The following is a 25,288-nucleotide window of genomic DNA, read 5'->3' as shown; positions in this document are numbered from 1 at the left end:
TGAATCCTTCGGAACGAAGGAGCATAATAATGGCAGCGAAAGACCTGTTGTTTGATGAAGAGGCCCGCAGGGGCCTGGAGCGCGGTGTTAATAAGGTAGCGGATGCCGTGAAGGTCACGCTCGGACCGCGCGGCCGCAACGTCGTATTAGACAAAAAGTGGGGCGCGCCCACCATCACCAAAGACGGCGTAACGGTGGCCAAGGAAATCGAACTGAAGGACCCGTTCGAGAACCAGGGCGCCCAACTGGTGCGGGAAGTGGCCAGTAAGACCAATGACGTGGCGGGTGACGGCACCACGACCGCGACCGTTCTGGCGCAGGCGATGGTCAATGAAGGCCTTCGCGTGGTCGCCGCCGGCGGCAATCCAATGGCCATCCGCAAGGGCATCGACGCCGCCGTGGAAAAGGCCGTCGGCATCCTCAAGGAGAAGGCGATCAGCATCTCCGAGAAGAACGAAGTCGCCGACGTCGCCAGCATCGCGGGCAACGACCGCGAAATCGGCGAACTCATCGCCGAGGCGATGGACAAGGTCGGCAAGGACGGCGTTATCACGGTTGAAGAGTCCAAGGGGACCGATACCACCCTCGAGTTCACCGAAGGCATGCAGTTCGACAAGGGCTACATCAGCCCCTATTTCGTCACCGACCCCGAGCGCATGGAAGTCGTCGTCGAAGACGCCGCCGTGCTCATCTACGAGAAGAAGATCAGCAGCGCCCAGGACCTCGTCCCCGTGCTCGAGAAGGTCGCCCAGAGCCGCCAGCCGCTCCTCATCATCGCTGAAGACGTTGACGGTGAAGCCCTGGCCACCCTCGTGGTGAACAAGATTCGCGGAATCCTGAACGTGGTTGCCGTGAAGGCGCCCGGATTCGGCGACCGCCGCAAGGCGATGCTCGGCGATATCGCCGTGCTCACCGGCGGCCAGTTCATCTCCGATGACCTCGGCATCAAGCTGGAGAACATCACGCCGGATATGTTCGGCAAGGTGAAGCGCCTGGTTGTGACCAAGGAAAACACCACCCTCGTTGAGGGCGGCGGAACCGTGGACGGCGTGAAGGGCCGCATCGCCCAGATCAAGGCACAGATCGAGACCACAGACAGCAACTACGACCGCGAGAAGCTCCAGGAGCGCCTGGCGAAGTTGGCGGGCGGCGTTGCCGTGCTGAAGGTCGGCGCGGCCACCGAGACCGAGCTCAAAGAGAAGAAGCACCGCTTCGAGGACGCCCTTTCGGCCACCCGCGCGGCGGTTGAGGAAGGCATCGTCCCCGGCGGCGGCGCCACGCTGGTCAAGATCGCTCCCGAACTTGATTCCCTGCTGAAAGGCGCGGATGCCGAGTTCAAGGTGGGCGTGAACATCGTGAAGCGCGCTCTCGAAGAACCGCTTCGCCAGATCGCCGGAAACGCGGGCCTCGAAGGCTCCGTCTGCGTCGAGAAGGTCCGCAACCTGCCGTGGGGCGAAGGTTTGGACGCCAGCACCGAGGAGTACGTTGACCTCGTGAAGGCGGGCATCGTGGACCCGGTGAAGGTCACCCGCTCCGCCCTGCAGAACGCGGCCAGCATCGCGAACATGGTGCTGAGCACCGAGTGCGTGGTGGTGGAGAAGCCGGAGAAGAAGCCGGCCCCGCAAGGCGGCGGTGGCGGCGAGGACTACGACTACTAAGCGAACGATGAACGCGGAACGATGAGCGATGAATGGGGGAGCGGACCGGTTGGTTCGCTCCCTCTTTCGTGCCGGGTCGGCACTGGAGCGAACTGATTCGCTCGGTGTACGCTGATGATGGGAACACGAAGCAGGCAACGAACGCGTATAGTGTGGTGCGCGCCTGGCAGTGAGGAACAGCGGATGGATGTCACGGCCGTATTGAAGGAAGTCGGTACCTGGCCGGTTGAGCAGCGGCTCCAACTGATGGACGCCGTATGGGACAGTCTGGATGACGCGGGGACGTTACCGGAGCTAACCGACGCTCAACGGTTGGAGCTCGACCGGCGGATCGCCGAAGCCGACGCGCATCCCGAAGATGGAATACCTCGGAAGAGCTAAAGGAACGCCTGATGTCGCGTCGACCTGTCACCCCTGCAAAGATGAAATTGTGAAAATAGTCAGCCCGGTTCACAGGACGAACTCCGCCCTGAATACGATCTGGCTGGTCTGACCGTCAGACGGCTGGGGGCTGGTCGCAAGAGCTTCGGTGGAGTCGTTCGGATCGAGCCCGATGTTGCGGAGGTTTTCCCGGATGCCGATTCGGTGAATGAGGCACTGCGGTTCCTCGCGCGCATCACTCGGGAAAACCAGACTCCCGTACGCGAAGCGTAGGATCCGGTGTCGGGCACGGAGGCCCGACCTACCTTGACATGAGTCATCCCGAGTTTTCGGGAGGGTGGTAACGGGCTATCACTTTGATTCCGGCCCGTACGGGCGGCTCTGACCGGCACGAAGCCCGCCTGCGCGGGCTGATTCCGCAATCGGCGAAGGCCGACATGGGGCTCTTCATAGCCGTGACTTCAGTCGCCGGGACGAGCGCCCAGCCACGCGCTCAAAACCCGGGATGGATAAAGTTGCATCCGGCGCCGCGCCCTCTCTCCGCCGCTGCGCCGCTGCACATAATACGGCATGGCACTTCACACAGTTCTTGGAGCCGGAGGCGCGGTGGCGAATGCGCTGGTCCCGATCCTCCTGGATGCGGACGAACCCGTTCGCCTGGTCTCACGGCGCGGATACGCGGTTCCGGGGGCGGAAGCCGTAAAGGCGGATCTCACCGACGGCCAGGCCACCATGGACGCCGTGCGCGGCTCGTCCACCGTTTATCTTCTTGCCGGTCTGGCCTACGACATACGAGCGTGGCGCGATCAATGGCCGAAGATCATGGCCAGCGTGATCGCGGCCTGCCGGGAAGCGTCCGCCAGGCTGATCTTCTTTGACAACGTGTACATGTACGGCATCGTCGATGGGCCGATGACGGAGGAAACGCCGTTCAATCCGAGCAGCCGGAAAGGGGAGGTTCGAGCGCAGATTGCGCGCCGGCTCCTCGATGAGATGGCTGCCGGCAACGTGAACGCGTTGATTGCCCGGAGCGCGGATTTCTACGGCCCCGCAATCGGCGCCACGAGCGTCCCCAACCTGCTGGTGTTCTCGAATCTCGCCCGTGGCAAGAAGGCTCAGTGGATGGGAAGCGCGGACGCGGCGCATTCGTTCACGTTCATCCCCGACGCCGCCCGGGGATTGTACGCGCTCGCTCGGCGGGACGATGCTTTCGGGCAATCGTGGCATCTGCCGACGGCCGCGCCTCCCCTCACCGGTCGGGAATTTGTCGCGCGGGCGGCCGCCGCCATGGGCGGTCCGGATGGCGTCGCGCTCCTCCCGAACTGGCTGCTTACCGTCGGCGGTCTGTTCAACAGGACGATCAAGGAGACCGGCGAGATGGTGTACCAGTACGATCGCCCGTATCTGTTCGATTCCGGCAAATTCGATCGGGCATTCGGGTCGATGGCAACGCCTTACGACGATGGCATCAGGATCACGGCGGAACACTATCGTCCCAGAGCTTGACCGCGGATTCCGGCGGTGAAAAGTCTCGGGCAGGAGCGTCGGGCACGGAGGCCTGACATACTGAGGGCGGACGCGTCGGGCACCGCGGCCCGACCAGGAACGTCGGGCACGGAGGGCCAACCTGCTAAGAACGCGAACAGCGGTCAGTCGATTTGTTTCGGCTGACCGCTGTTGGTTTGGTTATAGCTGTCCGCTTCGCTAAAACAGGGATCCGTGGGCGCGGCCCAGCACGTTGAGGTCGGTTACCTCCACGTTGCCGGCCGGATCGTCCGGGCAATCCGCTTCAACGTAGACGCACGCCGCGGAGTTGTTTGGCTGCATCAGCAGCGCCTCGACTATCTTGCGGAGTTCCTCGGTGTTGAACGGTTTGGTGGATTCGTTGTCCACCAAGCCGTTGGCCGGGATGGTGACGTCGAGGATAACCTGCGCCTGTTCCGGTACCTGGCCGTTGACCACGGGAGGGCAGTCTCCAACGCTGGTGCCAAGCGTCGCCCAAAGCCTCACGCGGACCGGAGCCGTCGCTGTGGTGTGGGCTTTGTACGTCAGGTAAGCGTAATCCACGCCTCCGTGATACTTGTCATATTTGTCTCGCACGTCGCCGGTAATGACGATGTCGAAAGGTAATGGCCCGATAGGGCCGCCGGTGTCGGAGAAGCCTGTGTCGTACTTGTCGCCGTGATTACGCGTAGGGATCAGGTTCTGGGTGAAATCGAATTTCCTGGTGGTGACCTGGCGAGCGAGGGTGCAGCCCGAAAGGGTTATCGTGGCCAGGAGCGCTGCGGCCAATATGGCCCGTGTCCTCATCGTGGAGTATCCTCTCTGATACAGGGTTGGAGTTGGTGAGGCGAACAAACGCCTCTCTCCTAATATACCACGCCGGAAAGCGCAAACGGGGAATTTGAAGCAAGCCGGATCATAAGGAAGCCGGGAGACCGGTGGACTTGAGAGTTTACCGATCGCCTGGCTTCCGGATTCCTGCCGAAGGCTTCGGCTACGCGGCCATGGCGATAACCGGCGCTTCGACGTCTCGCCGGGAGATGTCGGCGCCAACGCCGGCCAGTTTGCGCACGATCTGGCTGTAGCCGCGATCGATGTAATGGACCTTATCGACCTCGGTTTCGCCCTCGGCCACCAACCCCGCGAGAACGAGCGCGGCCCCGGCGCGGAGATCGCTGGCCTGGACCTGGCAGCCGATGAGGCGATCCACTCCGAGGATGATGGCGCTCTGGCCGTCGGTGCGGATGTTGGCGCCCATGCGCTGGAGCTCGTTGACGTACTTGAATCGGCGCTCGAACAGGGTCTCGGTGATGAGCGAGCAGCCGTCCGCGATGCAGAGCAGCGAGGCCATGGGTTGCTGCATGTCCGTGGGGAAGCCAGGGTGCGGCATGGTGCGGATGTCGACCGGTTGCGGGCGCTTTGGCCCCACGACCATCAGGCCGTGCGCGGCGACGGCGGTATCGGTTTCAATGCGGCCTTCAGGCTCGAACATGCCGGCGATGGTACCGCTGGCCAGGTGATCCTGGCGGGCGGGCAAACCGAGCGGTTCGACGACGGTGCCTGTCTGCTGAAGTTTCAGCAGGGTGGCCGTCATCTGCTCGGGAATGGCGCCTTCCAGGAATATCTCGCCGCCGGTGATGGCCGCGGCCAGCGCAAACGTGCCGGCCTCCATGCGGTCTGGAATCATGTTGTGGCGGCACGGGCCCAGTTCGCCGACGCCTTCAATCTCGATTGTCTTCGTTCCCGCACCCCAGATGCGCGCGCCCATTTTGCTCAGGAAAGCGGCCACATCCATCACTTCCGGCTCCATCGCCGCGCTTTCGATCACCGTTCGGCCTTCGGCGAGGCAGGCGGTGGCCATCAGGTGGCTGGTCGCCGTCACAGACGGGTAATCCATCAGGATGTTGGCGCCGCGCAGACGCGGACACACGGCTTCCACGTAACCCTTGTTCACATGGATAACCGCGCCCATCGCCTCCAGCCCCTTGAGGTGGAAATCCACGGGGCGCGCCCCGATGTCACATCCGCCGGGCAAAGCCACACGAGCGTGGCCGTTGCGGGCAAGAAGGGGACCCAGGACGTTGAACGATGCGCGCATCCGGTTGACGATATCGTAAGGCGCTTCGCTGGTGGCCAGATTCGCGCAGTTGAGAGTGATCTCGGTCGGATCCTGGGGAGTCCGGCGGATCTGGACGCCAAGGACTTCGAAGAGTTCCAGCATGGTATCGATGTCGCCAATCTCGGGAACGTTTCGGAGGGTGACTTCCCCCTTGCTGGTGAGAGCGGCGGCGAGAACGGCCAGTGTGGCGTTTTTGCTGCCGCTGATGCGGACTCTGCCTTCAAGCCGTTTTCCGCCGGTTATATATATCTTGTCCAACTGTGAATCCCCTGAATGAGTGCGGGTAATGAGTCTTGGGGCACGCGGGGCGGGCTGAGTGCCCGGGCGCCGCGGCCGGTTTATGATGGATGAATTCTGAATGGGTTAACGGTAGTGCTGAGCGTGTGTCACGCGGTTTCTCGAGAAAAATGATCTGAAACCGCAAAGAGCCGTGGTTCTATGTTCGGCGGGCGCTTAACTTAGCATGAGAGAGTGGTTCGTCACATTTTAACCCGGCCCGGTGTCTATTTCCTTAACACGCACGCACGTTTGGGGGAGAGGTCCTACGGCAGATTGGGCGATCGCATACCATTTGCGACGGTGCAGTTTGCCTGGGGCGGCTTGCCGCCGGTTTCTACCGGCCGCAAGGGACGGTGGTTTTCGCTAGGACCACGCCATTCGGGAAATTGATGGCGTATGCCGGATCCCTGCGCCGGGATCCTACGGCTCAAGGACGCGCCAGCGGAGGATGATGAGGCGCGTCGAAAGCCAGAACTCGCGGGTGTCTGGGGATCGATACGTCTTGACAACCCGGAGCATCGGATCGGCGGCGATCCAAGTCCCGCCGCCAAGATAGGCGAGAGTGTGGTTGCCGCCAGGCGTCACCGCGAAATCGCCCGGGGCGAGCAGATCCGCCCGAGCGTTATTCAGGGTGCGAACCTCGTCCACACGCCGCGCGCGGTCATTGTATCCATCGCGTAAGGACATGGCGGTCGCATCGTTGCGCCAGAGCGCAAAGGCTCCTCTCAACAGCGCCGGGTTCAGCGTTCGGGCGCCTAGCCGGAACTCAGCTTCCGCGAGAGCACCGCGCACGAGCCCGGAGCAATCGACACCCCGATGGTTTTCCCCGCCCCACACGTACCGTATGCCCTCGTAACCGCGCAGACTCGTCACATATTGGTCGCGGAGTGCTCTGGGGTCCGACGGGCGACCAGGCACAAATGCAATCGCCAAGACGAGGACCGCTGCGACGGCCAAAAGAACGAGGGCTACCGCCCGGCGGCGCCAGACGAGGAGGCCGACAACCCATACCAATGCCGCGTCGGCAAGGATCGCATTCCGAAGCGTTCCCGAGCGGATGGGGCAAAGCCACAGGAGGACGAGAACGGCAACGAGAACGTACCAGCCCAAAGCCGGCGCGCGGCGCTGAAAGGACGTTCCGGCGGGCAAAGGGGCATTCGATGGTGCGGACGTGGGAATGGACATGGCGGCCTCGTAAATGGAGTGGTAATCGGGTTAACGGGCGTGCGGGGTTGATGTCACGTCGCGCAGTATAGGCGGAGTCGTCGCCCGCCCCCCTCCGGGCACCGACTTTGACGGCCCTTCGGCTGCAGTGGTACAATGAGCGTGGCGCTGAACGCGGCCGATACCGTTGCCCTCGTAGCTCAGTGGATAGAGCTGGGGCGTCCTAAGCCTTGAGTCGGGGGTTCGACTCCCTCCGAGGGCGCCAGTTGCACGTTAGAAAATGGAGGTTGGAGGCCGGATGAAGATATCCGGTTTCCAACCTCCATTCTGCATTTCAACCCTCTAGCTTGTTACTTGCGCCGGCGAAGGCCAAGAAGCGGCAGGAGTCCCGTCGCCAGGAAGGCGAGGCTGCCGGGTTCCGGAATGGCCGATCCAACGGTCACGTAGTGATGCGGCACGTTCGTGAAGGTTCGCAGGTCAACCGGCCCGTTGTTCAGGTTTCCCGTTCCGTTCGGCAATCCGGGCAGGAACTGGTTGGACAGCCATTGCCCGTTCTGGTTCTGCAGATAGACCATCATCTTGAAGGAGCCGGCCGCCCCGATCTTCGCGCTGCCGATCAGCATTTCGAGTCCGGTATCCGCGGTGTCCGCGCCGGAGGGATCGGACGATGTGACGCCCATCGTGTTGGTATTGTTGAGTGCAAACTGAACCGCCGGGTCGCTTCCGCCCGGTCCGCCGTTCACGGGAGCGTTGCCGATATAGGTTGACGTGGCGCCGCCGAAGTCAACCATGTCCGCATAAAGTGTGCCGCCGCTGTTGTTGAGGGCGAAGCCAAAGTCCGGCATGAAATCGTCGTCGAAGGTCAACGCGCCATTGTGTCCGGCAATCGAGGAGCCGGGGGCATTCAGCACGCTGCTGCCGCCCGGCATGGTATCGAACAGCACCACAACACTGTTTCCGTTCGCCTCCATGTTTCCCGAAACGCCGAGGTGGACGTTCGTCCCGTCACTGGTGGCCCAGAGTTGGTCCAGCTCCGAGAAGTTGTCTCCGTAGCCGGTGCCGTTGGTCTGAATGGCCTTTGAGTCGCCCACGAATTTGGCGTGGAGACCTGCGCCGTCGATGGGCGAGATCGCGAGGGCCGGAACTGCGAGCAGCGGTCCGGCCGCGAGGATAGCTATCCACAATCGCATTGGATTGTCCTTTCCGCCGCCATGGCGGCTGTTGAACGTGTCCGCCACGGGGGGCGGGTGGGCCCCGTTTTCAAAAGACGGAGCCCGTGACCTTACTGGCGCAAGCGTGTGACAAATTCCGCCACGCCGCGCGCGCATGGCCGCTCCCAGAGCCACACATGTGGCCCGAGCCTGCTTGCATACGTATTCACGTGCAAGATTCACGCCGATACGGCCCACCGAGGTGGCGCACGCGGAACGTTCTCGCCGCGAGCCCAAAAACGACGAATGCCGACCCTTTCGGATCGGCACTCTTTCTGGGAGCGGGGGTGGGATTCGAACCCACGACCTTTGGGTTATGAGCCCAACGAGCTACCAGGCTGCTCCACCCCGCGTCAACAGAGATTATTATACCGGGTTCAGCGTGGTATGTCAAGGCGTTATGCGGGAGATCTTGAACAGCCACGCCCGGGACACGCCGCGGCAAGACACGGGCATGACCCGGGACACGCATATAATGCTGTGACCTATGAACTGCCTCGAATGGGATCATGTGTGGGCGCGATACGGACGGCCGTGGGCGCTGAAAGACCTGTCGCTGGCCGCCGAGCCCGGCTGCCTGCTCGCCGTCATGGGTCTGGCCGGCGCCGGCAAATCCACGCTGCTTCGCGTGGCGTCCGGCGGGCTGGGCGCGGAATCGGGCCGCGTTTGGGTGGATGGGCGAAGCGCCAATCGCGGCCGGGCCCGCGTCCTGGGCAGCGAGGAGACCGTGCCGGGCGCGGCGACCGTTGAGAGGTTCATCGAACGGCGGATCCACAAGGCCGCACCAACTGGGCGCGGCGCGGACCGCCGGGTGAAGAAGGCGTTGCGGGCGTGGGATCTCGACGGAGTGCGGGGCGCCCGGATTCGGACGCTTCCCGATTCGGTGCGCGCGCGGGTCTCCCTGGCCGCGCAATGGGCCGCGCCGGCCGCTGCGTGGCTGCTGGACGACCCGGGAGCGCGCCTCGACCCGGAATGGCGGTCGGCCCTGCCGGCCCTGCTGAAAGCCTGGCTGGAGGCCGAGCAGGGCGCCATCGTTCTGGCCACCCACGATGCGGAAACGGCGGCTTCGGCCGACCGCGTGGCCATCCTCAGCGCCGGGCGCGTGGCTGTTGTCGGCGCGCCCCCGGTCCTCTGCTCGGCGTGTGCCCGCGAGGAGGTGCTGGTACGCACCCTCGACAACGACGCGGCGGCGGCAGACCTGCGATCGACGCTCCACATCGAGGCGGAACACGTGGCGGATGGCCTGCGCATGCGGCTTCGGCGGGCCGACGCGGCGCTGCCGGGCATCCTGGAGACGCTGGGGCCGCGCATAGAAACGGTGTGGATCCGAAAGCCTACCCTTCGCGACGCCGTGCGGCACTTCTCCTCGCTGCCCGCGGCCGCGGACGCGCCGGTTCGCCCCCCGCGCTGAGGGGGACTTTTCACGGCAGGACCGCTGTCCCGCCGGAACGCCACAAAGTAGGTTTGTCCGCGTCACATGCCCGCTCGCTCAGCGTGAAACACGGTTGGCTCCCAAAAGATTCTTTGCGTTTCGCGCATATTCTTGCTTGACCATTGTGTATTCGAGCGTGAGTGTGCTATAAACGTTGTAGTGCGACGCTTAGGCGTCCGCTGTCAGTCTCACTTCCATCCGCCGTGAAAACGGCAAAAGGAGGCACCCCGTTGCAAGGCTACTGCGTAAAGTGTAAGGAAAAGAAGGACATCAAGGACGCGAAGCAGATCGAGACCAAGAATGGTCGACCTGCGGTCCAGGGCCTCTGCCCGTCCTGCGGCACGAAAATCACCGTCATTGGCGGCAAGCTGGCGTAAGCCGGACTCTACCCAGCGGGCCGCTCTCCACACGGGGGCGGCCCGATCTGGTTTTTGGCCGGCCGAAGGACACCGGCCCGCGCTCCCATCACGACGCTTTGCCGGTGCAGAGCATCCACATGAGAAGCCCCCCCGCCAGCGTCATAAGGACCACGGCGAGCCAGCCCAGGGCATTCGATAGCCAACCGTTCGCGTTCTTGCCGACGATCTTGCGGTTATTGCAGATGAAGAGCAGAATCACGATCAACGGAGGCGCCACCAGGCCGTTGAGAACGGCGGAGTACAGAAGGGCTTTCACCGGGCTGATCGCGTGCACGAAGTTCAGCAGGTAACCCACGATGATGATGACGGCGATGGTGCCGTAAAACCCCTTCGCGCGCTTGAATCGCCGGTAAAGGCCGAAGCGCCATCCGGCGGTCTCAGCAACCGCGTAAGCGGCTGACCCGGCGAGGGTTGGCACGGCCAGCAGCCCGACGCCCAGGATGCCCAGAGTGAACAGCCAGTAGGCTGACGCGCCCAGCGGCAGCAGCGCCTGCGCCGCGTCCTGCGCCGTGTTGATATCGGTCTTGCCGGAAGCGTGCAGCGTCGCCGCGGTGGAAACGATGATGAACACCGTGATGATCTGCGAGAGGATCATCCCGACGGCGGTGTCCGCGCGAACAGCCCGTATCTCGGAACGCTTGACGCGGCTCGCGCGGTGGCCCGCATCGTCGGTGAGGCCATCGGCGATATCATCCTCAACCTGCTCCTCCGCCTGCCAGAAGAACAGATAGGGAGAGATCGTCGTGCCCAGAAAGCCGACGATGGTCAGGATGTATTCCGGCCTGGAACTCCAATGCGGGATAAACAGATGGTGGGCGACCGAATGCCAATCGGCGTGGACCTTCGGCAGGACCGCGATGACGACATACGCGAGCAGTGACAGGCAGGCATACTTCAGGAACTTGACGTAATGTTTGTACGGGATGGTGATCTGGGCGACCACCATCCCGAGCGTCAGCGCCGTCGCCCACAGCGCGAACGGCAGACCGAACAGCATCTTCATCGAAGCGGCCATGACGTTGATGTCCGCATAGACGTTGACGGTGTTGGCGACGACCAGAAGCACCAGCACGCACCACAACAGCCATCGGGAATAGTGCTCCTTGATGATGGCGGCCAGTCCCTTGTTCGTCACGAGGCCGACACGCCCGCACATTTCCTGCACCGCAATCATCAGCGGGACGCACAACGGCGCCAGCCAGAGCAGCTGGTAGCCGAACTGAGCCCCCGCGACGGAGTAGGTGCCTATTCCGGATGGGTCGTCATCCGCCGCGCCCGTGATCAGGCCCGGGCCGATTCTCAGCAGCGGGGTTCGCTGCTTCGGCTTCTCTTCCGTGATTTCCGTCTGCGCGTTCTTGATGTCCACGAGGTCATCGGCAGCGCCCTGCGCCACGGAAACGGCGTCTGTCGGCTCGATGATGTCACCAGGCGTCTCGGCTGGCGGCCCGTTAGAGTGCAATCTTGTATCTCCCTGTCTTTCGTCCGGCAGGCGCCCTTTCCTGGGTTAGCCGTGCGGGGCTTGAACGTCAGCTCGCCTCCAGAAAGCGCTGACGGACCTTTGCCGCTATCTGACGATCCGTCATTCTGTCGGCCGTCTCAATGCCCACGATACGTTTGCCGAGGCCCTCACTTTGAAGCTGTTTCGCGAATTCGCGTTTGGCCTCGCCCGGGCCGATAATCAAAATGGATTCCGCACCCTTGATGCTCGCGATTACCCCTGCGTAATACTTTGCGAGGTGGTCCAGGTATTTGCGGTCCAGCCGGTCCTCGGCGATGACTTCCTTCGCACCGCCGGAATACTCGACGCGCTTCTCCACGTTTGACGGAATCAGTTTCGTTTCATCCGTTTTGCCCGAGACCGTGACAACGACGGCCTCCCGGTGGTCAATCCACAGTCCCACTGCTTTTTCCATTGGTTCTGGCCTTCCGTGTGAAGCCCTGCCCCCGCGGCGGTTTGTTCACCTGGACGTCGCCGTCGCCGAGGCCCGATCCGATGCGGGCCGCTCGGGAAGCGCACGGGCATGGGCTGTCCCGCCCGTACGCTTCCCATCGGGTCCCTCGCTCATTCCGAGTGGTCGGTCACGCCCTCGTGGCGTGTCAAATGCAAGAGGACCTTGGCTCTGGCTGTTTCCTCCCGCGTCCCGTCGACGATGAGGACGTACTTGCCGGCGGCGATGTCCGTCTCATAAGCGTTGGCGCTCTCCCGGGGAACTCCCATGCTGACGAGAGCCGCGTTCAGCGCGTTCGCCCCTCCCATCACCACCGCGCCATCCAGCACGCTGATGATGGCGGCGACCACCGGGCCCGCCATCAGGAGAGGGCCAATGCCCGGGATGACGAAGAAGGCGCTCCCGAACAACAGCCCCCATACGCCACCCCAGAAAGCCCCGAACTTGCCCCAAGCCATCATACGGTCGCCGGTGGTGTAGTAGCCGGTTACGTGCTCCTCGGTGTGGTAGTCTTTTCCCACAACGGAGAGCTTCCTGATATCGAAGCCGGACCTCTCCAGTTCCTTGATGGCGGCTTCCGCCCCCTCATGGGTTGGGTAGATCGCGACGGTGACGTTCCTGCCGATTCTGGGTTGTTCGGGCATCTGCTCTGGCATTGGCTTTCACCTCCGACGTTTATCGCTGTACGCCTGCTCGGGCGCGGACGCCCTCATTCGATGCGCAGGACCCCGGACTTCTGGTTCCAGTACGCGGTTCTGCCGGTCAGGTGCTCGATGAAACCGGCGGGAACGTAGATGGCGCCATTGATGATTCGCGACGGGACATCCATCTTGGTCTCTTTACCGTTCGTGTCGATGATCCGTGTGCCTACCGTGTGGGTCGTCTGCACGTCATAGTTGTTGACGCTGATCTGCTTCGTCGCCGAGTCGTAGTCGAACGGCATCTCGATTGAATTCATCACCGAGCGGAACGGCACCATCAGTTCGTTCCCCCGCATCACCGGCCGCAGGTTGTCGAAGGTTACCTGCCAGCCTGCGCCCGTTGGGATAGCGTCGGTGGAGCGGGGCGAGGGGGTACCCGAGGAGTCGGGAATGGTGGCATCTTCCGTGAGGAGAATCCCGAACTGTGTGCCGGCCGGTACGACCACGTCTTTCCCGACGGCGGGTTTCGCGGCTTTCTCACCATAGAGGTAGCCCGCGGCCGCGCCGAGTACGGTGAGGAGCGTTTTGTTCTTTCCAGTGAGTTGGCCAAGAAGCCACCCGCCTCCTGCGCCATAGGCGATCATCTTCAGGTCCGCCTTGCGTGCTTTGGTGGTGCCCACAAGCCGGCCCGTTGCTTCGTCGGTCGTGACGCTGGTGTCATCGAGGGCAGTGAGCTTGCCCACGATGGGTACGCGTGTGCCATCGGGCAGCCTGGCGCCCGAGAAACTGACGCCGATCTGGCCGGCCGTTTTGCCGGACGCCCTCGTCACCGAATCGACGCTCCCCGTGAACCTCGTCTGGTCGGGGAATCCCGCGCCGTTAACGCCCGTGTGGTGAGCGTAGAATGTGCTGCCGGCCCGGCTCGTCGCGGAACCCAGAGCGGCGTCGAGTGTGACGGGGATGACCGTATCCCTCGGGACAACGGTCGCGCCCGCGATTGAGGCGGCCGGCGCTATCAACAATGCGGCTATAATCAGCCGTCTACATGTGTTCTTCATCTTTCCTACCTTTTCCATCATTCAGTTGTTGTGCCAGATCTGCCGGTTTACTGGCCGCTCGGCGGTGCCGGGGCGGAAGGCGCAGCAGGAGCAGGCGCGCCGGAAGGGCCAGGCGTGCCGGACGGGCCGGGAGTGCCCGACGGACCGGGAGTGCCCGACGGACCGGGCGCGCCGGACGGACCAGGGGCGCCGGACGGGCCGGGCGCGCCGGACGGGCCGGGGGCGCCGGATGGTCCGGGCGCGCCGGATGGTCCCGGAGCGCTTGGTGTGACGGCCGTGGGTTGCGGTGTCACTACCACGGTCTGCTGGCCAGGGGCCCACCAGGCAAAGTAACCAATTGCCAAAACGACGACGATCGCCACAAGGACCAACACAATAGCCGTCCAGGCAGATCGTTCACCCGATGACGGATCTTCTACGTAAGCACCCATACATATTCCTCCATTCCGAGTCGAAACTATGGTTTCCGCGAGGGGGCGATGAAGGCATGAGCCTTGCCCCCCCACGGGTAGTTGTTGAGCTCCGACGCTTCGTGCGCCGGTGTAAGGTAACCGGGGCTACTCCGATAGCGGTTATCCGCGATCCTTGTTGCCCTTCGCCTTTCCGTTGCCATTCCCTTTTTCGTCGCCCGAGTTACCGGGTGAATTGTCGTCGCGCCGACCTTTGCCGTTACCGTTTCCACGGGCGTCGGAGCGATCCTTGCCAGAGTTGCCGGGCGAATTGTCGTCGCGCCGCCCCCTGGCGTTCCCGTTTCCACGGGCGCCGGGGCGATCTTTGCCCGAGTTGCCCGGCGCGCCGTAGTCGCGCTGCCCTCTGCGGTTTCCATTACCGCCTGCTCCAGGTCTGACGTAGATTGGGTGGCCTTTCGCGCCGACCCCGCGCTGACTCCTCGGGTACCCGTTTTCGCCGGCTCCCGGTTTCAGGTAGATTGGGTGGGCTTTCGCGCCGACCCTGCGCTGACTCCTCGGGTAACCGTTTTCGCCGGCGCCCGGTTTCAGGTAGCCCGAGTGGCCTGGCGGAGCGTAGCCACGTCGACCCCAGGCCGGCGCCCACGGCGGAGGTCCGCCGTGCCAGGGTGGCCGGTTGTTCACCTGCATGGACCGCCAGCCGCGCGAGCCCTTGATCTTCATCACGGACTTGTTCTTGTCCCACTGCACCGGGACGTTGTAGTACTTCCTGAACGTCTCCACGGGGACATACGTCACGCCCTTCACAACCACGGGTGGTGACGGAAGCTTGACTGATCGGCCGGCATACTTCGCTGCCGTCTTGTTGGGGGTCAGCACAAGGTCTTTGCCTTGATACCGGATCGTCGTGTGGCCGGTCGCCGTATTCTGCTTCACTGGCGCGCCAAGCAATCCGGCCGTGCTCTTCAGTGGGACGTAGTTTCGGCCCAGATACACGAATGGCTTCTCTCCTGTCGTAACGACGGCGTTGGCGGAAACACCCGCCAGGCTCACGCCGGTCGCCACGAGTAGCGCCATCCGAAAGGTTCTTTTGTGCATCGCGATTCGCTCCTTCTGCAATTCCGATTTGTGCGTGATCCTCCTTCGGAGAGGATGCGCAATTGTCAAAGTTTCCAGTTCTCGAGTTCCCATATCGCCTTTGAAAGGGCGGGGCAGCCCCGCTGCAACCTCCTCGGCGCTGTTATTCGATAGACGCCCGGCCCTGCGGGTTGTTCCAACGGCCCCGGGCCGGCGGTACGCTCCGCCTGCGGCGAAAGCGCCCCGCCGGCATGCCGTAGACCTCGCCGGCCATGGCGGCGCGACCGCTAGCGCCCGCGGCCGGCCGGCCGGCTGGCCACCTTGGAGTACCGTACGCCGTTGCCCAGGAGAACGCCGATCTGCGTCCCGGGCTTGAGGGTGACATCATTGACCTGCGAGGGGCCCTTGAGAATCGAGCCGGCGGCGTAGCCGAGGCCGCCACCGAGGAGGATATCCGCGATCTTGACCTTGTTTCCGCCGAGCACCTTCACCAGCGCAACGGTACCGGCGCCGATCCCGGCGTATTTCAGCCGTTGGTTCTTGACGCTGTTCCTGGCAACCATGACGCCGCGACTGTTGGTGGTGATGTACTTCGCGTCCATGCTGGTGGGAACGCCGGAGATGGCAAACGAGCGTCCATCGGCGAGCTGCAGGCGCGTAAAGCTCAGATCGAGAAGGCCGGGGATCTTGCCGCTCTTCGGTGTAGCCTGTCGCACTACGCCGGACACGGTGCCGCCGTGCATGATCGCTCTGTACGTTGCCTTGCTGTCATCGACAGAGGCGGTGAAACTGTCGCCCTTGTGGGACTTGTCGGAGGAAAGCTGTGTGATCAGCTTCACCGGAATTACGGTTCCGGGGCTGAGCACAACCGAGTTGGCTTGAGCCGCGCGTGCTCCGGGCATGTTCCCTCCCATGAGGAGAGCCAGGGCCGCTGCGGAAAATCCGAGCGATTTCAATCGCAAGCGAGGTAACTGATGCATAGGTCCATCCTTCTTATTCGCCAGGGACCCAGGGGAGGTCCGAACGGTGGTCTCCCCCGATCGTGTATTGGCAAGAAAATCCCAAACGGCACCCCGGGACGCCGACGGAGCGCTCGGGGGTGGGGCCCGTGATTCAGTTGTCCTGTCTGCCGGCAGATAACCACCAGCAGACCTTAATGATTTACCCTATAGGGGCTGTGCTCAATCATCACGCGCCGAACCGGGGGCCTCGTGATGATTGAGCATCGTGCCGTGCGCCTGAAAGAGGACCAGCCGGAACCTCGGCCGGCATGGCAAGCGCTCCGATGTCGGGGAGAGCTGGTTTTTCCGACAATTTCGCGATTGGCTCGGCTTCGCCTACCCGCCAGCGAGTGGATGCTGATACACTTCCCTATAAGGGAATGCCCCGGAAGCAGGCATCACTTATATTCCGATTGCATCCGCTGAGTTCGCGCCATTTCGCCGCTCTCGCCGGATCCTTCGGTCCAGCATCGCACCTGACGCTGTTCACCTGACGAATGTAGTTCACCATGAACGGAGGTGGCGCGATGAAACCATCCGCCCTTCACCCAGGGGAGCGCATCGTACTGGAGCCACAGGGCCTCGACGCCCTGATTGACCTTCTCGCCCGATCGGGCTACCGCGTGATCGGTCCCCGGGTACGCGACGGCTGCGTCGTGTATGATGAGGTCGCGTCCACCCAGGACCTTCCGTCGGGCTGGACGGACGAGCAAACCCCTGACTCCTACCGTCTCAAGAAGCGCCGTGATCAGGCGTACTTCGGTTACTCGGTGGGATCCCATTCCTGGAAGCAATTCCTCCATCCCCCCCACCTGACCATCTTCCGGGCGCGCCGAAACGGGAGTGGGCTGCAGATTCTCCCCCCGGCGGCCGAGACGCCGAAGTACGCATTTCTCGGCGTTCGTCCCTGCGATCTCGCGGCGATATCGTATCAGGACCGGGTTCTCCTCGAGGGCAAGCACCCCGATGCCACGTACGCCGCGAGGCGGAAAAACTGCTTCATCGTGGCCGTCAACTGCAGCGATTCCGGCGGCAATTGTTTCTGCGCATCGATGGGAGTCGGACCACGGGCGGCCGCGCCGTTCGACCTCGCGCTCACCGAAGTAGTCGGGAAGACACGCCATTTCTTCGTATGCGAGATCGGATCCGGTGCGGGAGCCGAAGCGGCGTCTCATCTGCCCAGCGAACCGGCAACCGACGAGCACGTTGGCGCGGAGGAGGCGGTGCTGAGCCGCGCCGCCGCGCAGATGGGCAAGGCCCTCACCACGGAAGGGCTCAAAGAGAGTCTCCAGGCCAGCTATGAAAGCGCCCATTGGGAAGCCGTCGCGGAGCGATGTCTCACGTGCGGCAACTGCACCTCGGTATGCCCGACGTGCTTCTGCACCACGGTGGAAGACTACACGGACCTGACCGGCGAGAGCGCGGAAAGGCGGCGGCGATGGGACTCCTGCTTCACCCTGGATTTCTCCTACATCTTCGGCGGAAGTGTCCGGACTTCGGCGGCCGCGCGCTATCGCCAATGGCTGATGCACAAACTGGCCAATTGGGAGGACCAGTTTGGCACACCCGGATGCGTCGGCTGCGGCCGGTGCATCACCTGGTGCCCCGTGGGAATCGACATCGCCAAAGAGGCTGAAACCATCCGCGCCGGCGCATCACCCGGAAAGGAACAAGCCCGTGGAAACCCTTAGACCGATCCTGGAACAGCATCCCTTTCTAAAGGGATTGGCCCCGGAGTATATCGAACTGCTCACTGGCTGCGCGGCCAATGTCCGCTTCAAAGAGGGGGAATACCTCTTCCGCGAGGGCAAGAAGGCCGATCAGTTCTTCATTCTGCGCGGTGGCCGAGTGTCCCTGGAGACCTATGCGCCCGGACGCGGAACCATCCTGATCCAGACGGTCGGCGAGGACGAGGTCTTGGGCTGGTCCTGGCTTATCCGTCCGTACAAATGGTCGTTTGACGGCCGGGCGCTGGAGATGACGCGCGCGATATCCCTCGACGCGCGCTGCCTCCGCGATAAGTGCGCCGAGGACCACAACCTGGGCTATGAGTTCATGCAGCGGTTCGCCGACGTCATGGTTCAACGGCTCCGGGCGACTCACCTGCAGCTCATCGACATGTATCAGGGTGCGCCGCGGAAATGAAAGGGGCCCGCCGATGGCAAGTACCACGAAGACTTCCGGCGCCGCGGTTTTGAGCCCCGCTCGCGCGAAACACCCGGCGCCGACCGAGGCGATGCTGCCCCACCCGTACACGGTACGGCAGGTGCATCGCGAAACTCACGATACGTTCACTCTGGACCTTGAGCCGCTGGACGGCGATACGCCTCCATTCGCCCCGGGCCAGTTCAACATGCTTTACATGTACGGGGTCGGCGAAGTGCCCATCTCCATCAGCGGCAACCCCGCCGACTCACGGACCCTGATGCACACGACCCGCGAGGTCGGCAGTGTCACACGCGTGATGCGCACACTCCAGAGGGGCGATACACTGGGTGTGCGCGGGCCTTTCGGCACGCATTGGCCCGTGCTGGACAGCGAAGGCAGCGATGTGGTGATTGCGTGCGGCGGCATCGGCCTTGCGCCGCTGCGCCCCGCGCTGTACCAGATCCTTGCGCATCGCGAGCAGTTCGGCAAGGTCGTGCTGTTGTACGGCACCCGCACCCCGAATGACATCCTCTTCCAGCGCGAGATTCAGAAATGGCGCGCCCAGTTCGACCTCGAGATCTACGTCACCGTGGACCGCGCGATGGGAAACTGGCGAGGAAATGTGGGCGTTGTCACGACGCTCATCCCCAAGGCGCCGTTCGATCCGATCAACACGGTCGCCCTCGTTTGCGGGCCGGAGGTGATGATGCGCTTCACGGTTCAGGAGTTGCGCAAGCGAGGCGTGGACGAGCGGAACATCTACCTGTCCATGGAGCGGAACATGAAATGCGGCATCGGCTGCTGTGGCCATTGCCAGTACGGCCCGGACCTGGTATGCCGGGACGGCCCCGTGTTCCGATTCGATCACCTGGAACCGCTCTTCGGCGCGTGGGAGGTGTGAAATGGCCCGATCCAGCAAACCGAAACTAGCCGTCTGGAAATTCGCCTCATGCGACGGTTGTCAGCTCAGCCTCCTCGATTGCGAAGACGAACTCCTGGCCGTCGCCGGAGCCGTGGACATCGCCAATTTCCCCGAAGCCAGTCGCACCGTGGTGAAGGGGCCGTATGACGTATCGCTGGTGGAAGGCTCCATCACGACACCCCACGATGCCGAGCGCATCCACCACGTTCGCAGGAACTCCCGCTACCTGATCACAATCGGCGCGTGCGCAACCGCGGGCGGCATCCAGGCGCTCCGCAATTTCTCAGACGTGAAGGCGTACACGCGCTACGTTTACGCATCGCCCCAGTACATCGAAACGCTCAACAAATCAACGCCTATCCGCGACCATGTCTTCGTTGACTTCGAGTTAAGGGGTTGTCCCATCAGCAAGGCACAGCTCGTCGAGGTCATCAGCGCTTTGCTCAACGGCCGGAAGCCGAACACGCCCACGCACAGCGTGTGTCTGGAATGCAAGATGGCCGGCACCGTCTGCGTGATGGTGGCGCAGGGCCTCCCGTGTCTGGGTCCGGTTACCCAGGCGGGCTGCGGCGCGCTGTGCCCATCCTATCGAAGGCCATGCTACGGGTGCTTCGGGCCGAAGGAAACGCCTAACACAGCGGCCCTGGCGGCGGGGTGGACGGAACTGGGCGCTGGCGACCCCGAAATCGTTCGGGCCTTCCGCAGTTTCAATGCCTGCGCCGAGGACTTCCGACGGGAGAGTGAAGCCCATGAAAGGTAAAGTCATCAAGGTTGACACCCTCGCCCGCGTGGAAGGCGAAGGATCACTGCACATCAAGATCAGCGACGCAGGCGTCGTTGACGCCAAATTCGGCATCTACGAGCCGCCCCGGTTCTTCGAGGCCTTCCTTCGCGGCCGATCGTATGCCGAGGCGCCGGATATCACGGCGCGCATATGTGGAATTTGCCCGGTAGCCTACCAGATGAGCTCGGCCCACGCGGTGGAAGCGGCGCTAGGGGTCACCGTTGGGGGACAACTCCGGGCGCTGCGACGGCTCCTGTATTGCGGCGAGTGGATCGAAAGCCACGTGCTGCATATCTTCCTGCTCCACGCGCCCGACTTCCTCGGGTACGAGGACGTCATCGGCATGGCCAGGGACCATCGACCGCTTGTCGAGAATGCCCTGAAGCTGAAAAAGATCGGCAACGACATCGTGACGCTGCTCGGTGGACGGGAAATCCACCCGATAAACGTTCGAGTGGGGGGCTTCTACAAGGTGCCGACCAAGCGTGATCTGGAACCGTTGGCCGAACGCCTGAAATGGGCGGTAGACACCGCAGCGGGAGTTGTGCCCGTGCTGGCGGGCCTTCCGTTCCCGGATTTCGAGGGCGATTACGAATACGTGGCTTTGCGCCACCCGGACGAGTACCCCTTCAACGAGGGCCGCCTGGTATCCAGCAAAGGCATCGACATCCCGGTCAGTGAATTCGAGTCCAACTTTGTGGAAGAGCACATGTCTCACTCCAATGCCCTGCACTCTGTGCGGACCGCCCGCGGCGCGTATTTTGTGGGGCCGCTCGCCCGTTACAACCTGAACGCGGACCGCCTGAGCAAGCGCGCGAAGCAAGGCGCCCAGGCTGCAGGTATCGCACAAGGGTGCAACAACCCGTTCAAGGGAATCCTCGTCCGCGCCGTCGAAACCATCTTCGCATGCGAGGAAGCCCTCCGCATCATCAAGGAGTATGAGCCGCCGGGCGAACCCGCGGTGGCCGTCGAACCCCGGGCCGGCACGGGCTCCGCCTGCACCGAAGCGCCCAGGGGAATTCTGTATCATCGGTATCGCATCGACGCCGCCGGTCTGATCGCCGATGCGAAAATCGTACCGCCAACCGCCCAGAATCAGAAGACGATCGAGGACGATCTGCGCCGGTACGCGGCTCCGCGTGTTGACCTGCCCCTTCCGGACCTCACGTGGCAATGCGAACAGGCCGTTCGAAACTACGACCCCTGTATCTCATGCGCCACGCACTTCCTGAAGGTGAGCGTGGAGAGGGAGTAGCGGCGCAGGTTGGGGTGCGACATGACGCCGCACCCCAACCACCGGCGCGCGCAAAGATGAAAACCGCTCTCGTAGTGGGAATCGGCAACGCGTGGCGCGGCGACGATGCCGCTGGCCTGATGGTTGCAGACCTGGTTGACGCGGACACTGCGGACGTCGCGGCCGTGCGGCATGAAGGGGACGGGGCCGCACTGCTGGACCTTTGGGCGGGCTACGAAATGGTTGTCCTCGTCGATGCCATCGTCTCGGGCGCGCCGCCGGGAACGATTCGTCGCTTCCGGGACCGGCATTCCCTGCCACGCCCCTGGTTCGGGGGCGGCTCCCACCTCATCAACGTGACAGAAGCCGTGGATCTCGCCCGCACGCTCGGGCGCCTGCCGCCCCAGCTTCTGGTCATCGGCATCGAGGGGCGGTCATTTCAGCCGGGCGATCCCATGTCCGCCGAAGTCGAAGCGTCGGTGCGACGAGTGGCCGACGACCTGGCCACCCGCATCGCGGACGGCTTTGAGGTCGCCGGCTGAGCGGACCACCCTCTGCCCGGACGGCCGGGCCGTCACCCCCGGGATTGTGGCGTGTCATCGACCGCGTTCCCGCGGCGTTCACGGCAATCCCGGGATGGCAAACGGCGGCATCAAACGAGGTTCGCCCGGCTATTTGCGGGTTCCGTAGATGTCGTGCAGGTGCTCCTTCGTCGCGTTGAGGCGCTGCTCCACGAGGCCGGCCATTCGTTTCATCAGGGCATAGCCGAAATCGTTGTGCATCTCGCATATCGAATTCAGGCGGGCCGTTTCGAACACGAGCGCGACGGTTGGCTGCACCGCCTTGGCATCGAAGCGCCAGTCGAAAGGTGGGATAAACCCTGACCAGCCGATCGAGTCGCCGGCTTCCAGGGATTCGATCGGAATGGGGCCGTATTCCTCGTTGAAGGTCTCGAGCATTACGGAGCCATGAAGGATCAGATAGACGCGATCCGCCGGCTCACCCTCCCGAAACAAGTAGCAGCCTGAGTCGAAATCGACCTGCTGGACAATGTCGGACATTATCTGCAGGTGCCGCGGATGCATGCCCTCGACGAGGGGGTGTTCCGCGAGGTGTTGGCGGAGCTCCTCATGGGAGAGGGGTTCCAAGAGTGCGCGACCGGGATTTTCCATCGGACGTCTCCTCCATGCGTGACGTCCCGAACTCGGCCACTCGGGCGGCCTTTACTGATCCAAGTGGCTCAGGTTGTGGGCACGTCCTCCTCCCACGTGCGCGAAAGATGCCGGAATCGTCGGGCGGAACTCCGGGAGCGCCGGCCTTTGGCAAGGCGTTCCTGCTCGCTTCGGCTGCACCGGGCTGGACGGGCGCCGGCACGCGGAAAGGCTACCCGCCATATCGATAGTTTACTCTGTCGCGCCGATTTCGACCACTGGCGTGCAAACGCAAGATCCACCGCGCGCCGCCGGATGACCCGGGCGCGCCGAACCACGCGGCGCCGGCTCGGATACCTGGCGACGGCGTGGACGCCCCACATTTTTACACAAGCACAATCACCGGGCAGCACCCGGATCTGCGGCCCGCGCGTGGACACGCTGTCCCTTCGTGGACTGGTCCATCCTGGCAGGGGAGGGTATAATGGCTGTTGTCCACGGCCGGCACACCGTCCACGCGTCGGCCGATTGGCTGGTTCACACCGCTCGGCCCCGTCTGGCCGAGGTGATTCTACCTCCCCGTGTTGTGAATGGGTCACGGCACGGAAGTGCGGCGCTCAGCGCACTGCATCGGGTGCGGGTGGAGGTCTTCGGATGGGATTCGGCTCCCGCCGGGTCGACATAGGCGATGAAGCGCCGCTCATCGAATGGCGTCGGAAGGCGACCGATGCCCTGACGATTGTCGCCTCGGTGGTTTATCTGCCCGGTCTGGCGCTCTGGCTTGCCGGACACGGGCCGCCGGCGGGTTGGCAAGTGATGGCCCTCGCGGTGGCCGGCTACCTCATCGTCTTGGCGGGCGCTCTGCTTCGCCGAATCGACCATCGGCCAAGGGTGTGGGCTGTTGTCGGCGTCGGGTACGTTCTCGCCCTTATCGCGGGCATCGCATTTCCCGAAGGTCCGTTCCTTCGCTCCCTGCCGATCTCGCTGTCGATCGCGGCGCTGGCGCTTATCGGCGTGCGCGCGGGACGCGTCGCCACCCTCATCGGGGCCGTTATCCTTATGGGCGGTCCCTTCCTACGGGCCGTTCCCGCGGTCGCCCGCCTTCTTTTGAACGGCCCGACACGGGCGCCGGCTTCGTCGGGCCTTCTCCTGACCCAGGGGTTGGCGATGACGGGGGTGCTCCTGATTGTGATGGCCCTGTTGGAGCGCTTTCACGGGTTTCTCCTGCAGTCTCTCGCCGCGGAACGAAGGGCAGCATCTGACCTGTTGGACGAGATGCGGGAGCGACGGCGCCTAGAGCGGGAGATCGCCCGCACGGCCGATGAGGAACGCTGCCGGCTGGGACAGGACGTGCACGACGGCGTGTGCCAGCAGATTACCGGGGCTCTGCTGCGCTGCCAGGCCCTGGAACGCGGGCTGGCACGGAACGGGACGGTATCGCCGGACGAGGTCAGGGCGCTGTCGGGCCTGCTGGAAGAGGCGATCGATGAAGCGCACGCGGTTGCCAAGGGCCTCTGTCCGCTGGGAAGAGAGCCCGGCGCGCTCGTCTCCGCGCTTCGAACGCTAACCAACCGGGCGCACAAGACCTCAGGGCTTCGGTGTGAGTTCATCGCTTCGGGCGACGTGAAGGTGGGCGACCCGGAGGCGGCGCACAACCTCTATCGTATCGCCCAGGAAGCCTTGAGCAATTCGGTGAAACACGCTCGGGCTCAACGCATCGTCCTGGAACTCCGCGGGACCGAAAACGAGCTGGTCCTGCGGGTGGCTGATGATGGCGCCGGCCTGTCCGCTGAGCAACCGACCGACGGCATGGGCATGCGGACGATGGAATACCGCGCTGAGTCGATGGAGGGAACGCTCACCGTGGAGGCTGCGCCCGGGGGCGGCACCAGCGTTGTCTGCAGGGTGCGGCGCAATGGTATCCCGCTGCCTGATGTCAGGCCCGGCGATTCGAGAAGGGACGGGCACAATGGAACCTGAGCCGCAGACCGAACCGGAGATCCGGGTCCTTCTGGTCGACGACCACCCGGCGGTGCGCGAGGGCCTGGCCCTGTTGCTGGCGCCGGAGGGAATCGCCGTCTGCTGCGAGGCTGGTGAGCACGCCGGGGCCCTCGCGTGCCTGAAGGCAAACCGTCCCGATGTGGCGTTGGTTGACCTGTCGCTGGGCGGCGAAGATGGCTTATCCCTGGTCGCCGATCTGCACGCGCGCGGGGTGCCGGCTCTGGTCTATTCGATGCACGAGGACTCTCGCCACGTGGAAGGCGCGTTCACGGCGGGGGCGCTGGGATACGGCACCAAGCGGGAGGCCCATCGGGTGCTGGTCGAGGCGATCCGTGAAACCGCCGCGGGGCGCGTGTTCGTCAGTCCCTGCGCCGCCGTGACGCTGGCCACCCGCTTTTCGGGCGCGACGGACCACGCCGGAGACCGCGAACTGAGCGAGCAGGAACGCCAGGTCTACAGCCTCCTCAGCCAGGGCGAGGGCACGATCGAGATTGCCGCCGCCCTGGAAATCAGCGCGCGTACCGTTGAGTCCTACTACGCCCGCATTCAGGATAAACTGGGCCTGGAAGGCATGCACGAACTGCGCCGGCACGCCATTAACCACCTCAACGCGCCGGTGCGTTAATGCTCCCGCAGCGGGTCGCCCCTAACCCCCTGATTTCCTTCGCCTGCTTGCTGTAACGCCCCTCCCCGGTCCCATGTAAGGGACTTCCCCCACACCCCGACGGGGATTTCCGCTACAGACAGCG

25 protein-coding genes and 2 tRNA genes are annotated in these 25,288 nt (G+C 63.7%); 15 read left to right on the top strand and 12 right to left on the bottom strand.

The genetic code is table 11. The features are described from left to right. The first annotated feature begins 29 nt into the window (after positions 1–29). The 3 genes from groL (at position 30) to VGM51_12190 (ending at position 3,545) form a co-directional block, all read left to right on the top strand. Positions 30–1,658 carry a chaperonin GroEL gene (groL, locus tag VGM51_12200; GenBank protein HEY3413796.1) on the top strand — a complete coding sequence of 543 codons (1,629 nt, stop codon included), beginning with the start codon at positions 30–32 and terminating at the stop codon, positions 1,656–1,658. Between the two features lie 183 nt (positions 1,659–1,841). Next, the gene (locus VGM51_12195; GenBank protein ID HEY3413795.1) at positions 1,842–2,039 is read left to right on the top strand and encodes an addiction module protein; all 198 of its coding nucleotides are present in this window, start codon (positions 1,842–1,844) and stop codon (positions 2,037–2,039) included. A gap of 570 nt (positions 2,040–2,609) precedes the next feature. Further along, a complete protein-coding gene (locus tag VGM51_12190; GenBank protein HEY3413794.1) occupies positions 2,610–3,545 on the top strand; it encodes an NAD-dependent epimerase/dehydratase family protein in 936 nt (311 codons plus the stop codon). Between the two features lie 198 nt (positions 3,546–3,743). Here VGM51_12190 and VGM51_12185 read toward each other — a convergent pair whose 3' ends face one another. From VGM51_12185 to VGM51_12175, 3 genes are all read right to left on the bottom strand, one after another. Continuing rightward, positions 3,744–4,349 carry a hypothetical protein gene (locus VGM51_12185; protein HEY3413793.1) on the bottom strand — a complete coding sequence of 202 codons (606 nt, stop codon included), beginning with the start codon at positions 4,347–4,349 and terminating at the stop codon, positions 3,744–3,746. A 187-nt stretch (positions 4,350–4,536) separates the two neighbouring features. Continuing rightward, positions 4,537–5,919 carry a UDP-N-acetylglucosamine 1-carboxyvinyltransferase gene (gene murA / locus VGM51_12180; GenBank protein ID HEY3413792.1) on the bottom strand — a complete coding sequence of 461 codons (1,383 nt, stop codon included), beginning with the start codon at positions 5,917–5,919 and terminating at the stop codon, positions 4,537–4,539. Between the two features lie 441 nt (positions 5,920–6,360). Continuing rightward, entirely contained in the window at positions 6,361–7,125 is a 765-nt protein-coding gene (locus VGM51_12175) for an NlpC/P60 family protein (GenBank protein ID HEY3413791.1), read from the bottom strand. Positions 7,126–7,293: 168 nt separating this feature from the next. Between VGM51_12175 and VGM51_12170 the strand changes: the two genes are divergently transcribed. After that, positions 7,294–7,369 (top strand) — tRNA-Arg (locus VGM51_12170). An 85-nt stretch (positions 7,370–7,454) separates the two neighbouring features. On the opposite strand, the gene VGM51_12165 is transcribed toward VGM51_12170, so the two are convergent. Further along, positions 7,455–8,294 (bottom strand): hypothetical protein, encoded by an 840-nt coding sequence (locus VGM51_12165; protein HEY3413790.1) that lies wholly within the window; start codon positions 8,292–8,294, stop codon positions 7,455–7,457. A 297-nt stretch (positions 8,295–8,591) separates the two neighbouring features. Continuing rightward, positions 8,592–8,668 (bottom strand) — tRNA-Met (locus tag VGM51_12160). Positions 8,669–8,802: 134 nt separating this feature from the next. Here VGM51_12160 and VGM51_12155 point away from each other — a divergent pair. Together VGM51_12155 and VGM51_12150 are read left to right on the top strand one after the other, a co-directional pair. Continuing rightward, entirely contained in the window at positions 8,803–9,726 is a 924-nt protein-coding gene (locus VGM51_12155) for an ATP-binding cassette domain-containing protein (GenBank protein HEY3413789.1), read from the top strand. A 251-nt stretch (positions 9,727–9,977) separates the two neighbouring features. Then, positions 9,978–10,124, top strand: a complete 147-nt coding sequence (locus tag VGM51_12150) for a DUF5679 domain-containing protein (protein ID HEY3413788.1) — start codon at positions 9,978–9,980, stop codon at positions 10,122–10,124. Positions 10,125–10,212: 88 nt separating this feature from the next. Here the strand turns inward: VGM51_12150 and VGM51_12145 are convergent, their stop codons facing one another. The 4 genes from VGM51_12145 to VGM51_12130 form a co-directional block, all read right to left on the bottom strand. Further along, positions 10,213–11,625, bottom strand: a complete 1,413-nt coding sequence (locus VGM51_12145) for an Nramp family divalent metal transporter (GenBank protein HEY3413787.1) — start codon at positions 11,623–11,625, stop codon at positions 10,213–10,215. A 67-nt stretch (positions 11,626–11,692) separates the two neighbouring features. Continuing rightward, on the bottom strand, positions 11,693–12,079 hold the full coding sequence (locus VGM51_12140; protein ID HEY3413786.1) for a hypothetical protein: 387 nt from the start codon (positions 12,077–12,079) through the stop codon (positions 11,693–11,695). Positions 12,080–12,228: 149 nt separating this feature from the next. Then, the gene (locus tag VGM51_12135) at positions 12,229–12,771 is read right to left on the bottom strand and encodes a general stress protein (protein ID HEY3413785.1); all 543 of its coding nucleotides are present in this window, start codon (positions 12,769–12,771) and stop codon (positions 12,229–12,231) included. 53 nt (positions 12,772–12,824) lie between these two features. Continuing rightward, positions 12,825–13,814 (bottom strand): copper amine oxidase N-terminal domain-containing protein, encoded by a 990-nt coding sequence (locus tag VGM51_12130; GenBank protein HEY3413784.1) that lies wholly within the window; start codon positions 13,812–13,814, stop codon positions 12,825–12,827. 30 nt (positions 13,815–13,844) lie between these two features. On the opposite strand from VGM51_12130, the gene VGM51_12125 reads away from it, so the two are divergent. Next, on the top strand, positions 13,845–14,147 hold the full coding sequence (locus VGM51_12125; GenBank protein HEY3413783.1) for a hypothetical protein: 303 nt from the start codon (positions 13,845–13,847) through the stop codon (positions 14,145–14,147). A 239-nt stretch (positions 14,148–14,386) separates the two neighbouring features. Here VGM51_12125 and VGM51_12120 read toward each other — a convergent pair whose 3' ends face one another. Continuing rightward, positions 14,387–15,319, bottom strand: coding sequence for a stalk domain-containing protein (locus VGM51_12120; protein ID HEY3413782.1), 933 nt, complete (start codon positions 15,317–15,319; stop codon positions 14,387–14,389). Between the two features lie 266 nt (positions 15,320–15,585). Next, positions 15,586–16,200, bottom strand: a complete 615-nt coding sequence (locus tag VGM51_12115; GenBank protein ID HEY3413781.1) for a hypothetical protein — start codon at positions 16,198–16,200, stop codon at positions 15,586–15,588. Between the two features lie 626 nt (positions 16,201–16,826). Between VGM51_12115 and VGM51_12110 the strand changes: the two genes are divergently transcribed. From VGM51_12110 to VGM51_12085, 6 genes are all read left to right on the top strand, one after another. Beyond that, positions 16,827–17,990 (top strand): 4Fe-4S dicluster domain-containing protein, encoded by a 1,164-nt coding sequence (locus VGM51_12110; protein HEY3413780.1) that lies wholly within the window; start codon positions 16,827–16,829, stop codon positions 17,988–17,990. Then, positions 17,977–18,444 (top strand): cyclic nucleotide-binding domain-containing protein, encoded by a 468-nt coding sequence (locus VGM51_12105; protein ID HEY3413779.1) that lies wholly within the window; start codon positions 17,977–17,979, stop codon positions 18,442–18,444. Before VGM51_12110 ends, VGM51_12105 begins: the two co-directional genes overlap by 14 nt. A 91-nt stretch (positions 18,445–18,535) precedes the next feature. Continuing rightward, positions 18,536–19,348: an FAD/NAD(P)-binding protein gene (locus VGM51_12100; protein HEY3413778.1), complete on the top strand. Its 813-nt coding sequence runs from the start codon at positions 18,536–18,538 to the stop codon at positions 19,346–19,348. Between the two features lies 1 nt (position 19,349). Beyond that, positions 19,350–20,129, top strand: a complete 780-nt coding sequence (locus VGM51_12095; GenBank protein HEY3413777.1) for an oxidoreductase — start codon at positions 19,350–19,352, stop codon at positions 20,127–20,129. Then, positions 20,119–21,408: a Ni/Fe hydrogenase subunit alpha gene (locus tag VGM51_12090; protein ID HEY3413776.1), complete on the top strand. Its 1,290-nt coding sequence runs from the start codon at positions 20,119–20,121 to the stop codon at positions 21,406–21,408. The genes VGM51_12095 and VGM51_12090 overlap by 11 nt, the downstream gene beginning before the upstream one ends. A gap of 56 nt (positions 21,409–21,464) precedes the next feature. Beyond that, positions 21,465–21,929: a hydrogenase maturation protease gene (locus tag VGM51_12085; protein HEY3413775.1), complete on the top strand. Its 465-nt coding sequence runs from the start codon at positions 21,465–21,467 to the stop codon at positions 21,927–21,929. A 129-nt stretch (positions 21,930–22,058) separates the two neighbouring features. Here VGM51_12085 and VGM51_12080 read toward each other — a convergent pair whose 3' ends face one another. Next, positions 22,059–22,559 carry a cyclic nucleotide-binding domain-containing protein gene (locus tag VGM51_12080; protein ID HEY3413774.1) on the bottom strand — a complete coding sequence of 167 codons (501 nt, stop codon included), beginning with the start codon at positions 22,557–22,559 and terminating at the stop codon, positions 22,059–22,061. A 633-nt stretch (positions 22,560–23,192) separates the two neighbouring features. Between VGM51_12080 and VGM51_12075 the strand changes: the two genes are divergently transcribed. Both VGM51_12075 and VGM51_12070 read left to right on the top strand, forming a co-directional pair. Beyond that, entirely contained in the window at positions 23,193–24,518 is a 1,326-nt protein-coding gene (locus VGM51_12075) for a sensor histidine kinase (protein HEY3413773.1), read from the top strand. Then, a complete protein-coding gene (locus VGM51_12070) occupies positions 24,508–25,164 on the top strand; it encodes a response regulator transcription factor (protein HEY3413772.1) in 657 nt (218 codons plus the stop codon). The genes VGM51_12075 and VGM51_12070 overlap by 11 nt, the downstream gene beginning before the upstream one ends. Positions 25,165–25,288 lie beyond the last annotated feature (124 nt).

The organism is Armatimonadota bacterium (assembly GCA_036504095.1).
Taxonomy (GTDB): domain Bacteria; phylum Armatimonadota; class DTGP01; order JAKQQT01; family JAKQQT01; genus DASXUL01.
The sequence above is the reverse complement of the archived record's forward strand: the minus strand, read 5'-3'. Positions and strand labels throughout refer to the sequence as shown.

Bases quoted from the DNA above. Each gene is read 5' to 3' on its own strand.
- groL (HEY3413796.1), top strand. From the start codon at position 30: ATGGCAGCGAAAGACCTGTTGTTTGATGAAGAGGCCCGCAGGGGCCTG.
- VGM51_12195 (HEY3413795.1), top strand. From the start codon at position 1,842: ATGGATGTCACGGCCGTATTGAAGGAAGTCGGTACCTGGCCGGTTGAG.
- VGM51_12190 (HEY3413794.1), top strand. From the start codon at position 2,610: ATGGCACTTCACACAGTTCTTGGAGCCGGAGGCGCGGTGGCGAATGCG.
- VGM51_12185 (HEY3413793.1), bottom strand. From the start codon at position 4,349: ATGAGGACACGGGCCATATTGGCCGCAGCGCTCCTGGCCACGATAACC.
- VGM51_12175 (HEY3413791.1), bottom strand. From the start codon at position 7,125: ATGTCCATTCCCACGTCCGCACCATCGAATGCCCCTTTGCCCGCCGGA.
- VGM51_12165 (HEY3413790.1), bottom strand. From the start codon at position 8,294: ATGCGATTGTGGATAGCTATCCTCGCGGCCGGACCGCTGCTCGCAGTT.
- VGM51_12155 (HEY3413789.1), top strand. From the start codon at position 8,803: ATGAACTGCCTCGAATGGGATCATGTGTGGGCGCGATACGGACGGCCG.
- VGM51_12140 (HEY3413786.1), bottom strand. From the start codon at position 12,079: ATGGAAAAAGCAGTGGGACTGTGGATTGACCACCGGGAGGCCGTCGTT.
- VGM51_12135 (HEY3413785.1), bottom strand. From the start codon at position 12,771: ATGCCAGAGCAGATGCCCGAACAACCCAGAATCGGCAGGAACGTCACC.
- VGM51_12130 (HEY3413784.1), bottom strand. From the start codon at position 13,814: ATGAAGAACACATGTAGACGGCTGATTATAGCCGCATTGTTGATAGCG.
- VGM51_12120 (HEY3413782.1), bottom strand. From the start codon at position 15,319: ATGCACAAAAGAACCTTTCGGATGGCGCTACTCGTGGCGACCGGCGTG.
- VGM51_12115 (HEY3413781.1), bottom strand. From the start codon at position 16,200: ATGCCCGGAGCACGCGCGGCTCAAGCCAACTCGGTTGTGCTCAGCCCC.
- VGM51_12110 (HEY3413780.1), top strand. From the start codon at position 16,827: ATGAAACCATCCGCCCTTCACCCAGGGGAGCGCATCGTACTGGAGCCA.
- VGM51_12100 (HEY3413778.1), top strand. From the start codon at position 18,536: ATGCTGCCCCACCCGTACACGGTACGGCAGGTGCATCGCGAAACTCAC.
- VGM51_12095 (HEY3413777.1), top strand. From the start codon at position 19,350: ATGGCCCGATCCAGCAAACCGAAACTAGCCGTCTGGAAATTCGCCTCA.
- VGM51_12090 (HEY3413776.1), top strand. From the start codon at position 20,119: ATGAAAGGTAAAGTCATCAAGGTTGACACCCTCGCCCGCGTGGAAGGC.
- VGM51_12085 (HEY3413775.1), top strand. From the start codon at position 21,465: ATGAAAACCGCTCTCGTAGTGGGAATCGGCAACGCGTGGCGCGGCGAC.
- VGM51_12080 (HEY3413774.1), bottom strand. From the start codon at position 22,559: ATGGAAAATCCCGGTCGCGCACTCTTGGAACCCCTCTCCCATGAGGAG.
- VGM51_12075 (HEY3413773.1), top strand. From the start codon at position 23,193: ATGGGATTCGGCTCCCGCCGGGTCGACATAGGCGATGAAGCGCCGCTC.
- VGM51_12070 (HEY3413772.1), top strand. From the start codon at position 24,508: ATGGAACCTGAGCCGCAGACCGAACCGGAGATCCGGGTCCTTCTGGTC.